This window comes from Brachybacterium atlanticum, assembly GCF_025669985.1.
Lineage (GTDB): Bacteria > Actinomycetota > Actinomycetes > Actinomycetales > Dermabacteraceae > Brachybacterium > Brachybacterium conglomeratum.
Map to the genome: position 1 here is coordinate 1 of NZ_JAKJJW010000019.1, position 12,196 is coordinate 12,196.

The window sequence follows — 12,196 nt, forward strand, 5'->3', positions numbered from 1 at the left end:
GCCGCCGCCTCGGCCGGCGCCGCCGCCTCGCCCGGGCCGGCCGCCTCGGCCGGTCGCGCCGCCCCAGTGGGGCACGCCGCGATGCGCTCGGCGAACCTGAGCCTGCTGCTGCGCCACCTCCACTCCCACGGCGGCCGCTCCCGCGCCACCCTCGCCCAGGAGACCGGGCTGTCCAAGGCCTCGGTCACCTCGCTGATCGGCGACCTCGCCGAGCGCGGACTGGTCCAGGAAGGGCAGGTCGAGCGACGCGGCACCGTGGGACGACCCGGCACCGAGGTGCGCATCGACCCCGGCCACGTCGCCGGCATCGGCCTCGAGCTCAACGTCGACCATCTCGCGGTGAGCCTGCAGGACCTCGGCGGCCAGGTGCGCTTCCGCTCCTCCGTGCCGATGCCCGTGGTGGACGGCCAGGACGGCCGCTCCCACCCGGTCGCCCCCGTCCTGGACCTCGTCGCGCAGCAGCTGCGCGAGACGCTCGAGGCCGCCGCCGGGCAGGGCCTCTGGGTCGCCGGGGCCACCATCTCCCCGCCCGGTCCCGTGGACTACGCGGGCGCGACCGTCCGCTTCGCCTCGAACCTCGGCTGGTCCGGTGTCCCCCTCGGCGAGGAGCTCGCGAGGCGCCTCGGCCCCGACATGCCGCCGCTCTCGATCGAGAACGACGCCAAGCTCTCCGCGCTCGCCGAGGCACCGCGCCTGGCCCGACAGGGGATCACCGACCTCGTCTATCTCATCGGCGACATCGGCGTGGGCGCCGGCATCATCGCCGACGGACGGCTGATCCGCGGCTGGTCCGGGTTCTCCGGCGAGGTGGGCCACATCGGCCTGGACCCCGCCGGGGTGCCGTGCCGGTGCGGGCGGCGCGGCTGCTGGGAGACCCTCGTCGGCTTCGACACCGTGCTGGCCGTGCTGGACCCCGACGATCCCGCGCGGTCGGGTCACCTGCCCCTGCAGGAGCGGCTCCGCCGGCTCCGCGACCTGCTCGACGCCGGGGACGAGCGCCTCGTGCAGCGCTTCCGGGCCCTGCCGGGCGATCTCGCGCGCGGGGCCGGGGTGCTCGTCGACGTGCTGAACCCGCAGGCCATCGTGCTGGGCGGCTTCTTCGGCGCCTTCGCCGACGTGCTCGTGCAGCCGGTGCAGGAGGCGCTGGACGCGCGGCTGCTCACCCCGGACGGACGGGTGGAGGTGAGCGCCTCCGCGCTCGGCCTCGACGCGGCGGCGATCGGCGGCGCCGACATGGCCCTCGAGCGGGTGCTCGCGGACCCGCTCCTCGCCCCGATCCTCCCCGCCGGCGCCTCCCGCTGAACCCCCGTCGCGCGGGAGCCGGCAGCAGGTTTTGCTGCCCTGACGACTCATCCGGGCTCCCACATGAGTCGTGGCGGTACAAAACTGGGCGGCCGGGCGCTCCTGCCGGCGGGTGGCCCAGCTGGCGAGCGGCCCGGCCGACGTGCGGCCAAGCCGGTGCGCGACCCGTCCGTAGGGCGGCCCGCCCAGCTCCCGCGGTTGACGCGTCGGCCGCGCGGGCCTATTTTGTTCGCAGCGTGAACGTTCGGCGCTCCGAGGAGGGCGCGGCTCGGAGCTCGTCACCCAGCAGTCCTGGTTCACCTGGTCTCTCGACGCGATCATCGAGCAGCTCGGCCTCCCGCACCGTCGCCGACCACTACCGTCTGGGGGCATGACGATGATCGACACCGCAGTGGTCCTGGCCCGGGGGCTCGGCTCCCGCATGCGCAAGGAGGGCGCCGGCGCCCTCACCCCGGAGCAGGCCGCGGCCGCCGCCTCCGGCCACAAGGCCCTGATGCCCATCGGCTCCCACCGCCTGATCGACTACTCCCTCTCGGCCCTGGCCGACGTCGGCATCCGTCGCGCCGTGCTGGTGGTCGCCCCGGAGCACGAGGAGTTCGCCCGCCACGCCCGGCAGCTCGCGCCGCGCCGGCTCGAGATCGGCTTCGCCGTCCAGGCGGAGCCCCGCGGCACGGCCGACGCCGTCGCCTCCGCCCGCGAGGCCGTGGGCGAGCGCCCCTTCGTGATGGTCAACGGCGACAACCTCTACCCCCGCGACGGGATCGCGGCCCTGCTCGAGCAGGAGCGCACCACCCTGCTCGGCTTCGAGCGGACCGCGCTCGTGGAGCACTCCAACATCGCCGCCGACCGGGTCGCGGCCTTCGCGATCGTCGAGCACGAGGACGGCGCGCTGCGGCGGATCCTCGAGAAGCCGACGGCCGAGCAGCTCGCCGCCGCCGGCCCCGACGCGCTGGTCAGCATGAACGCCTTCGCCTTCCAGCCGGAGATCTTCGAGGCCTGCGCCTCGATCGAGCCCTCGGCGCGCGGGGAGCTCGAGATCGTCGATGCCGTCCGCGCGCTGCCCGATGTGCGCGTGCTGCCCTTCGCGGGCGGGGTCCTGGACCTCTCGCGCCGCGACGACATCGACGAGGTCGAGCGCCGCCTGGCCGGCGTCGAGGTCGCCCTGTGAGCGCAGCGGCGCGCTGGACCATGCCCGGCCGCATCGAGGTGCTCGGCAAGCACACCGACTACGGCGGCGGCCGCGTGCTGGTCTGCGCCGTGGACCGCGGCGTCACCGTGCACGCCGAGCGGGTCGACGGGTCGACGGGAACCCTCCGGGCGAGCACCGACGCCTACCCGGGCACTCTCCACCTCGCCGCCGGCACCGCCCCGGACCTGCCAGCCGGGCACTGGGGCCGCTACGTCCACACCGTGATCGAGCGGCTGGGGGCGAACTTCGGCCCGCTGCCCGCTGCGCGGCTCACGATCACCTCGGACCTCCCACACGCCTCCGGCATGTCCAGCTCCTCCGCGCTGCTGACCGGCACCGCGCTCGCGCTCGCCGACCTCGCGGACCTGCCCGCCACCGAGGCCTGGACCTCCCAGATCCCCGACCGGGTGGCGCTGGCCGGCTACGCCGCCTCGATCGAGAACGGGAAGACCTTCGGGGCCCTCGCCGGACGGCCCGGCGTCGGCACCAGCGGCGGCTCGCTGGACCACACCGGCATGCTCGCAGGCCACGACGGCATGATCTCCTACGCCGAGTTCGACCCGATGCAGATCCTCGACCAGGTCGCCCTGCCGGAGGGCTGGTCCTTCGTCGTCGCCGTCTCCGGCGTGCTCGCCGAGAAGACCGGCACTGCCCAGGCCTCCTACAACCGCGGCCCCGCCCTGCTCGGGCAGATCCTCGAGCGCTGGAACCGGGAGACCGGCCGGGCCGACGACTCGCTGCAGGGGGCGCTGCGCTCCCTGGTGGGGGCGGACCTCGCCGCCCCGCTCGCCGAGGACGAGACCCGCTGGGAGCCGCTGCGCCGCCTGGCCCCCGAGGGCGCCGAGCGGGACCGGCTGGACCAGTTCCTGCTCGAGTCCGCGGTGCTCGTGCCCCGCGCCCATCGCGCCCTGCGCGGCGGCGACCTCGACGCCTTCGCGGCCGCGGTCGACGTCTCCCAGCGCCTCGCCGTGACCCACCTCGGGAACCAGGTCCCCGAGACGATCGCCCTGGTCCGGCACGCGACCGCGCTCGGCGCCCGGGCCGCCTCCTCCTTCGGCGCCGGCTTCGGCGGGAGCGTCTGGGCGCTCGTCCCCACGGCCGACGCAGGCGGCTTCGCCGCGGACTGGATGGACCGCTACCGCGCTGCGGGCACGGCCCCATCGGCGGCGAGCGCGCTGGTCACGCGGCCCGGTGCTCCCGGTCGACGAGTCGAGCCGGTCGCGGGCTGAGTCGGTCTCGGCGGGACGAGCGGGCTGAGCCGGGCGCCCGACGGGGTGCCGACGCAGAGGCTGCCCGAACGATGAGTAGACTCCGTGGTCGTGGCTGTGCGCGGAGAGCTCCGAGGTGCAGGAGCGGGATGAGGATCCTGGTCCTGACCCATTACTACGCCCCCGAGTACGGGGCTCCCCAGCGCCGCTGGTCCGCGCTGGTCAGCCGCTTCATCGCAGCGGGTCATCGCGTCACGGTCGCCGCCCCCGTCCCGCACTATCCCTCCGGTCGCCCGACGGTCGAGCAGCGGCGTGACCACCGGGTCGGCGGAGCGGAGCACGGCGCGCACGGCGAGACCGTGCTGCGCACCGCCTACCTGCCGCATCGAGGCGACATCGGGACCCGCACCGCGGACCACCTGGTCGCCGCCCTCGATGCTCTGTGCCGTCTGCGTCGACGCTTCGGCCGCCCGGAGGACCGGCCGGAGGTCATCGTCGCGACCGCCCCCGCGATCCCCACCCTCCTCGTCGGGAGACTGCTGTCCGCACGGTGGGGTGTGCCGCTGGTGGTGGAAATGCGCGACGCCTGGCCGGACCTGGTCACGCAGGTCGGCGGTGCTGAGCGGGTCGTGCCCGGGGCGGTCGTGGCCGCTGTCCGCGCCGCCGGCGACGCCGGAGAGCGGCCGGGACGGCGTGAGGGAGCGGCCCGCGTCATCTCCCTCGGTCGTCTGCGCAGCAGCGCCGTGGCGCTCGCCAAGCGGGTAGTGCACCGTCAGGTCACCGACTGGCAGACCGAGGCGTATGCGGTGGTCACCACCACCTCCCGCTTCGCTGAGGTGCTGCGCGAGCGCGGGGTCTCGACTGTCCACGTGGTCCGCAACGGCACCGAGCTCTCGCGCGTCCGGGCCCAGCGGGACCATTCCCCCGGCGACCACGCCGAGCTGCGCTGCCTGTACCTGGGGAACATGGGCCGCTCCCAGGGGCTCGAGACCGTGGTCCGGGCGGCGGCGGTGCTCGCGCGCGAGGGCGTTTCGCTGAGAGTGCGTCTGGTAGGGCACGGGGTGGCCGCTCCCGCGCTCGCAGCACTCGCCCGAGAGCTGGAGGCCCCGGTCGAGGTGCTGCCTCGGATCCCGCACCGCGAGGTCGGCGCGCAGTACGCCTGGGCGGACTCGGTCGTGGTGTCGCTGCGGTCGTGGGCGCCGTTCGCCTGGACCGTCCCCTCGAAGCTGTACGAGATCCTCGCGACCGGCCGCCATGTCACCGCGCTTCTGGAGGGGGAGGCCGCGGACATCGTCCGCGATTCCGGGGCCGGTGACGTCCTGCCGCCCGAGGACGTGGCGGCGTTGGTGGAGCTGTGGCGCGGACTTGCCGCGGACCGCTCCCGCACCGCGGTGCGGGCGAGCGGGACTGGGTGAGCGAGCATGCCGATGACGACGGGCTCGCACGCACCTATCTGGAGATCCTGCGCGAGGTGGTCGCGGACTGATGCGGTCCGGTCAGCCCGCTCGCCGCGCCGCCGCGTTGGCGGGACGCAGGACCTCCTCGCGCAGCGCCTCCCGCTGAGCCGTCGGGGCGAAGCCGCTGTCGAGCGCGGTGAGCGCGACCTGCTCGAGCTCGTCGACGCCCCAGTCCAGCGCCTCCGCGACCAGCGCCGTCTCACGGGTGGTCCCGGTGCGGCTCATCAGCCGGTTGTCGCTGCTGAGCGCGAGCGCGAAGCCGGCCGCGTGGAGGCGGCCGACGGGATGCTCCGCGATCGTCCGGGCGATCCCGGTCTGCAGGTTCGAGCTCGGGCACACCTCCAGGCAGATCCGTTCCCGGTGGACGCGCTCGGCGACGGGGCCGAGGGCGTCGCCGCCGTCGGCGTCGAGGTCCTCGACCAGACGCACCCCGTGGCCGAGCCGCTCGGCACCGGTCTCCAGCGCGTCGGCGATCGAGGCGGGGCCGTCGCCCTCCCCGGCGTGGAGGGTGACGCGCAGCCCCTCGGCCCGGGCGCGAGCGAACTGCGCGCGGAAGCGGGAGGCGGGGAAGCCGGCCTCGGGGCCGGCGAGGTCCAGCCCCACCACTCCCGCGGAGGCGACTGGTGCCCCGGGGTGCGCGCCGTCGGCGCGCCGCGCGAGCGCGATCTCCACCAGGTCGTCGCTCGGCTCGAGATGGCGCAGGTAGCACAGCAGCTGGCCGACCACGATCCGGCCGCCGCGGGCCTCGACCGCGGCGACGCCCTCGTCGAGCCCGTCCTGCACGGCCTGGACCGCCTCGTCGAGGGACAGTCCGCCCTCCGTGTGCTGGTGCGGCGCCCAGCGGGTCTCCGCGTACACGACCCCGTCGGCCGCCATGTCCTCCACGAACTCGCGCGCGATCCGGCGCAGGTGCGCCGCGGACTGCATGAGCGCGACGGTGCGCTCGAAGGTCGAGAGGTACTCGGGCAGCGAGCCGGAGTCCGCGGCGTCGTGGAACCAGTCCGCGACCTGCTGCTCGGTGACCTGCTCACCGGGGACCTGCTGCTCGGTGACCTGCTGCGCGCCCGCGCCCGGCGGGTCGATCCCCAGCTCGCGGCACAGGTCGATCACGGTCGCGGGGCGCAGCCCGCCGTCGAGGTGGTCGTGCAGGACGACCTTGGGCAGGGAGCGGACGAGGTCACGGGGCAGCGGCATCCCCGCAGGATACGCGGCGCGGGGAGCGGGCCCGCCGGACCCCTGTGGCGGCCCGGCCGGCCCTTCCCGGCGACCCCGGCGGATCCCCATCCAGAGGCCGGGTCGACGCTCCGGTGCGGAATCGCCCGTCAGGAGGCGGCGCCCTTGCGGTAGCCGTTCGCCATCAGGTGATCGGCGAGGCCCTCGACGTCCGTGATCGTGACGGCGGCGCGGCGCAGGTCGCCGACCAGCGCCTCCGCCGCCGGGGTGCGGACCGGCGGTGCGAGCGCGGCCTCGAGCGCCCGGTCCAGCGCCTCGCGGGTCGCGGGATCCGCTTCGCCAGGCAGGCCGTTCTCCTGGGCGAAGGCCTCCCAGGCCCTCTCACGCATCTCGTCGGTCAGGCGCATGCCCGCCTGCGAGGTGCGGCGGACCAGGGCGGAGAGGGTCCCGCCCTCGACCTCGAAGCCGCGGTCCACGACGGCCCGCACCACATGGGTGGGGAAGGGGCCGACGGTCACCTCCTCGGCGCCGCTGGTGCACGTGATCCACGTCGACTCGTCGCGGATGTAGATCGTCAGGGCGTCCCCGTCGACATCCGTCAGCTCGATATTGCTCATGACTCTCCGCAGGTTCAGGGCCGGGCGCCCCCGGTGGGCGCCCGGCCATTCCACGCGCCGGCACCCGGTTCATGACGCGCGTCGCCGGATTCGTGACCAACTGGTGATCTTCTACACAAAGAGGACATACTGGGACAAGTCGTCCGTGGTCCTCAGCGAGGGTCGTCGGCGACGTCACCGGTGGAGCCGCACGTCGCGGCTCCGAGAAGGGAAGGGCCGAATGATGACGGAGTCGGAGTCGGAGTCGGAGCCTGGTCCTCGCCGCCGCGGCGGCGCCTCCGAGGCGCTCTCCGAGGACGCCCTGCTCGACGCCGTGCGCGCAGGCGACACGGGCGCCTATGCGGAGCTGTACCACCGCCATCATCACGAGGCGCTGCGCCTGGCGCGGAGCCTCCCCGGTCATCACGACCCCGACGACGTCGCGCAGGAGGCGTTCTTGAAGATCCTCAAGTCGATCCTGCGAGGAGCGGGCCCGCGCCGCGGCTTCGCGCCCTATCTCATGCGGGTGGTGCGCCACGAGGCCGTGGACCGCGGTCGCCGCGCCCACGAGGACGCGGTCGAGGACCTCGAGCGCGCCGCGCCGGGCCGCCTCGTCTCCTCCGACGGCGTGGACGAGCTGCTGAACCGCCAGCTGGTCCGCATCGCCTTCGCCCGCCTGCCCGAGACCTGGCAGCGGATCCTGTGGCTGACCGAGGTCGAGGGGGAGACGCCCCGCGCCCTCGCTTCGCAGCTGGGTCGCAGCCCGAACGCGATCTCCCAGCTCTCGCGCCGGGCGCGCGAGGGGCTGCGCGCCGCCTGGCTCGAGGCCCATCTCGACACCGCCGACGCGTCCCCGCTCTGCCGCAGCACCGCCCGGGATCTCGACGACCTCGAGCGCGGTCGTCTCACGCGCGCCCGGGCCGGGGGCGTCGAGCGGCATCTCGCGGCCTGCCCGCGCTGCGCCGCCGCGCGTGAGGAGCTGCGCGGCCTCGCCGTGCAGATGCGCTCGGTGCTGCTGCCGGTGGTGCTCGGCTCTCCGCTGCTGCTCGAGCACCTCACCTCCGACGTGACCGCCGTCGGCCCCGCGGCCGACGGCACGCCCGCACCGCGCACCGCGCTGCGCGCCCTCGAGCCGGTCGGGGCCGGGGGCGGCGGTCTCGGCGCTCTCCGGTCCGCGGTCTCCGCCCACGCGGGAGCGCTCGCGACCGCCGGGGCCATCGCCGCCGCGGTCGGCGGCGGCATGGTGCTGCTGGACCTTACGAGCGTGAGCGGCCCGGTGCTGGGCACCGCGGCGACCTGGACCGACGAGGCTGAGCCCGAGGACGGCGAGGGGGCCGCGGCCGGCCAGGCGCAGGACGATGCCGTGACGACCGCCTCCCCGTCCTCCCAGGGTGGCACGGGAACGGCGGGGGCAACGCCCGCCACGGCCGACGGCACCACGACCCCGGTGCAGGTCCCTGCGGTCGGCGAGGACCAGGCAGGCGCCACGACGACCGCGGCCGGGACCGCTGGCGAGGATCCCGCCCTGCCCGACTCGCCGACCGGTCTCGCACCGTCCGGGGCGGGGCAGGAGACCGGCGACCCCGACGTGCCGCAGGCCCCGACGGGCGATGCGCGCGAGGACGGTGCGGCGGGCGCGACCGATTCCCCGGACGCCGCCGACGGTGACGGCCCGACCGGGGGCTCCGCGACGGGCGGCACTCCGACGAGCGACCCCACGACCGGTGAGCCGCCGACCGGCGATGCCCCGATGGACGGTTCCTCGAGCGGCGAGACGCCTACGGACGGCTCCCCGACGGGCGGCGGCACGACGGACGACCCGGAGAAGGACCCGGAGACCCGCCCCACCCCGCCGGATCGTCCCGCGCAGGTCCCGCTGCCGGGCCTGCCCCGGCCGACCCTCCCGCCCGGGGACACGGACCCCGAGATCGTGGTCGGCGAGGGCGCCGCCGGCGGGCCCGGCGGCGGCACCTCGGCGGAGGGCACTACCGTCCAGGACGGCTCCGGGGGTGGCACCGGCGGCAGCCGCGGGCAGATCATCATCAGGCCGATGCCGCCGCAGCAGGAGCCCCGTCCCGGGCCCATGCTGCCGCCGGCGTCCCAGGGCCCGGGAGTGCTGATACCGCTCCCGACCACGCCGCCCAGCGACTCCCCGCCGCCCAGCGACGGCGGCGGGGAGACCGGCGGCGGTGAGGCGCGCGTGGAGGGCTGAGCCGCGTCCGGCCCCGTCGGTCGAGCCCGTGCGAAGGACCGGTCCGGGCGCGCGGCGGCCTTCAGCCGGCGAGGCGGAGGATGGACAACGGCTGGGTGACCTCACGGACCTCGTCCTCGGTGACGCCGGGGGCGGGTGCGGACGAGTCCGTCGGCGGTGATGTCGAGGACGGCGAGCTCAGGAGGGCAGGGGTGCCCCGCCGCGTGAGGCCGGGTGCCCGTCGGACAGTAGCCGGGCGCTCGGCCGTCGGGGGCCGCGGACCCGGCATCGTCCCGGGCTTGCCCCGTCGGCCCGGGTGTGAACCAATAGACGGCCGTGTCCCGCGTCGTTCGCGCCGACGGATCGTCCGCCGACCGCCCGACACCGCGGGGCCGCCGTCGACAGCGGACCTCGAAGGAGAGCGGACATGCAGACGATCGACCTGCTGGTGATCGCGGCCTATCTGGCCGCCACCGCCTGGCTCGGCCTGAAGCTGAGCGGGAAGCAGACCGGGCTGAAGGACTACTTCCTGGGCGGGAGGGATCTGCCGTGGTGGGCGGTGTGCCTGTCCGTCGTCGCCACCGAGACCAGCGCCCTGACCGTCATCGGGATCCCGGTGATGAGCTACCTGGGCAGCCTCTCGTACCTGCAGCTCGGGCTCGGCTACATCCTGGGCAGGGTGGTGGTCGCCTTCTTCATGCTGCCACGCTACTACGACGGCGAGATGGTCACCGCCTACGCCTACCTGGGCAAGCGGTTCGGGACGAGCACCCAGACCACCGCGGGGGTCACCTTCCTGATCACCCGTCTGATGGCCGACGGGATCCGGGTGCTCGCCGCGGTGATCCCGCTGAAGGTGATCCTCGACGGGCTGGGCGTGGACCTCTCGTACTTCGCGATCACGGTGATCCTCTCCGTGGTCACGATCCTCTACACCTTCATCGGCGGTATCACGGCCGTGGTGTGGGTGGACGTGGTGCAGATGCTGCTCTACGTGGTCGGCGGGCTGATTGCGATCGCGGTCGTCGTCTCCTCGATCGGCACCGGATGGCTGGGCGAGGCGGCCGAGGTCGGGAAGACCCAGGTCCTCGTGTGGTCCGGCAGCCCGCTCAGCGGCGATGACACCTTCCTGGTCTCGGTGCTCGGCGGCGCGGTGTTCGCGATGGCCTCCCACGGCTCGGACCAGCTGGTCGTCCAGCGCCTGCTCGCCTGCCGCTCGAAGGCCGAGGCGCAGAAGGCGATCATCGTCTCCGGCGTGATCGTCACCGTGCAGTTCGGGGTCTTCCTGCTGGTGGGACTCGCACTGTGGGGCTGGTACGGCGGCACCGCCCCGGCGGAGCTGGGCCTGACCCGCGACGACGAGATCTTCCCGCTGTTCATCGTCGAGGCGATGCCGACGGGGCTGTCCGGGCTGCTGCTGGCGGGGATCCTCGCCGCCGCGATGTCGACCCTGTCCTCCTCGCTGTCCGCGCTGAGCTCCTCGACCGTCACCGACGTGGTCGCGAAGCTGCGTCGCACCCCGCTCAGCGACGCGGAGGGCCTTCGGATCGGCCGCTGGGCCACGATCTGCTGGGGCCTGGCCTTCATCGCCCCGGCCACGATCTTCCGCTCCGACGAGGGCAGCATCGTGGTGCTCGCCCTCGGCGTCGCCGGCATCACGTACGGCGGGCTGCTGGGCGCCTTCGTGCTCGGGATCGTGAACGGGCGGGCTCGGGCGGGCGACGCGAACATCGCCTTCGTGCTCGCCGTCGCGGTCAATGCGTTCTTCTTCGTGATGGAGAAGTACGTGATCGGCGAGGTGTGGGTGGCCTGGCAGTGGTACCCGCTGCTGGGCGTGCTCGTCTCCCTCGCGGTCGGCGGCGCGCTGTCGCTGCGGCACCGGGGTGCGCAGTCGCCGGAGACGGCGGGCAGCCTCCGGTCGTGAGGGGCATGGGCGTCGCGGGGATCGCGCCGGCGTCAGCCGTCCCGATCGGGCCGGGGAGCCGGTGACGCGTCCGGTGCTTCGTCGCGGCCGTGCCCGGGCGCGGCCTCCCGCACCCCGGGGATCGGGGTCGTGCCGGAGAACTCGGACGCGAGGGCGTCGACGCCGCGTTGAGGATGCGCTCGGTCGAGCAGCTGCTGCCGCCGCTCCCGGGTCGCGTCGGGGTCCAGGCCCAGGACCCGGGCGCGATCGGAGGCGAGGTCGGGGTCGCTCTCTCCGTCGCGGTTGAACGACCACATCAGCATCGGGTCGCCCAGGGGGAGCGGATGCCCGCCTCCCGTGTCATGCCGTCCCGTGTGCCAGGTGTGCCAGGTCTTCCCGTAGGAGTTCACCAGCTCGGCCATCAGCTGCTGCTCCGCGAACGCCGGCAGGCCCGGAGCGATCAGCTGGCCGGAGAGGATCTCGTAGTTGTGGGGGTGCCAGTACCCGCGCTCCTCCTCGGGGAGGGTGTCGTACAGCGACTCCGAGACGATGTACTCGATGCCGATCAGGTTCGCCTCGGAGGTGTTGCCGTCGAAGAGGACGCATTGGATGAGGTCGTCGTGGACGACCTTGCAGTAGTGATGGGCCTCCATCTGCATGTCCGGCGAGTCTTTCGCAGGATGGAAGCCGACGAGGTAGGCGTCGAACCCGCGCAGCGGGGCGGCGGACTGGAGGGCTCTGGCGCCGAGCTGGAGTGCGGTGAACTTCGGGCCCTTGGCGGTCCCCGGGGGACGCAGCGGTGGGGGCCGGTGAGGGATGCCGATGCCCATGGGTCCTCCTCTCCTCAGTCGTTCGGCTCGCCCTCGGCCTGGGAGGGCCGGCGGGAGCTCGGATCGTCGGGCTCGGTGCCGTTCTGGAGGGCGTCGGCTTCCTCGGCGGCGCCGCTCGAGGGCTTCTCCTCGTCCTGCGCCTCGCCCTCCGCCTGGGAGGGGCGGGCCGGGTTCGGGTCGATGTGCTCGTGCTGGTTCTCGGTCATCGTGCTGACTCCTGTCGGTGTCGGGTGGTCGTGTCGGGCAGGGGCGGGGCGTTGTGGACGCCCGAGACCCGGTGCAGGCCCAGCAGCATCGCCCCCGAGCGGTGTCCGCTGGTCCTCAGCGCGTCGACATCGGTGGTGAGG

At 74.5% G+C, this 12,196-nt stretch carries 10 protein-coding genes; 6 read left to right on the forward strand and 4 right to left on the reverse strand.

Annotated features, from left to right (window positions below):
- The 4 genes from L3K22_RS10430 to L3K22_RS10445 form a co-directional block, all read left to right on the forward strand.
- The coding region (locus L3K22_RS10430; protein ID WP_263311324.1) for an ROK family protein at positions 1-1,302 on the forward strand (1,302 nt) is incomplete at its 5' end.
- 370 nt (positions 1,303-1,672) lie between these two features.
- A complete protein-coding gene (locus L3K22_RS10435; protein WP_263311325.1) occupies positions 1,673-2,470 on the forward strand; it encodes a sugar phosphate nucleotidyltransferase in 798 nt (265 codons plus the stop codon).
- On the forward strand, positions 2,467-3,720 hold the full coding sequence (locus L3K22_RS10440; RefSeq protein WP_263311326.1) for a GHMP family kinase ATP-binding protein: 1,254 nt from the start codon (positions 2,467-2,469) through the stop codon (positions 3,718-3,720). The genes L3K22_RS10435 and L3K22_RS10440 overlap by 4 nt, the downstream gene beginning before the upstream one ends.
- Before the next feature lie 128 nt (positions 3,721-3,848).
- Positions 3,849-5,114 (forward strand): glycosyltransferase family 4 protein, encoded by a 1,266-nt coding sequence (locus tag L3K22_RS10445; protein WP_263311327.1) that lies wholly within the window; start codon positions 3,849-3,851, stop codon positions 5,112-5,114.
- Between the two features lie 81 nt (positions 5,115-5,195).
- Here L3K22_RS10445 and L3K22_RS10450 read toward each other — a convergent pair whose 3' ends face one another.
- Positions 5,196-6,350: an adenosine deaminase gene (locus L3K22_RS10450; protein ID WP_263311328.1), complete on the reverse strand. Its 1,155-nt coding sequence runs from the start codon at positions 6,348-6,350 to the stop codon at positions 5,196-5,198.
- Positions 6,351-6,478: 128 nt separating this feature from the next.
- Positions 6,479-6,946: a hypothetical protein gene (locus tag L3K22_RS10455; RefSeq protein WP_263311329.1), complete on the reverse strand. Its 468-nt coding sequence runs from the start codon at positions 6,944-6,946 to the stop codon at positions 6,479-6,481.
- Positions 6,947-7,166: 220 nt separating this feature from the next.
- Between L3K22_RS10455 and L3K22_RS10460 the strand changes: the two genes are divergently transcribed.
- Both L3K22_RS10460 and L3K22_RS10465 read left to right on the forward strand, forming a co-directional pair.
- Positions 7,167-9,137 carry an RNA polymerase sigma factor gene (locus L3K22_RS10460; protein ID WP_263311330.1) on the forward strand — a complete coding sequence of 657 codons (1,971 nt, stop codon included), beginning with the start codon at positions 7,167-7,169 and terminating at the stop codon, positions 9,135-9,137.
- 406 nt (positions 9,138-9,543) lie between these two features.
- Entirely contained in the window at positions 9,544-11,040 is a 1,497-nt protein-coding gene (locus L3K22_RS10465) for a sodium:solute symporter (protein WP_263311331.1), read from the forward strand.
- Between the two features lie 32 nt (positions 11,041-11,072).
- Here L3K22_RS10465 and L3K22_RS10470 read toward each other — a convergent pair whose 3' ends face one another.
- Positions 11,073-11,849: an OBAP family protein gene (locus tag L3K22_RS10470; RefSeq protein ID WP_263311332.1), complete on the reverse strand. Its 777-nt coding sequence runs from the start codon at positions 11,847-11,849 to the stop codon at positions 11,073-11,075.
- Between the two features lie 14 nt (positions 11,850-11,863).
- Positions 11,864-12,055, reverse strand: a complete 192-nt coding sequence (locus tag L3K22_RS10475; RefSeq protein ID WP_263311333.1) for a hypothetical protein — start codon at positions 12,053-12,055, stop codon at positions 11,864-11,866.
- Between the last annotated feature and the right edge of the window lie 141 nt (positions 12,056-12,196).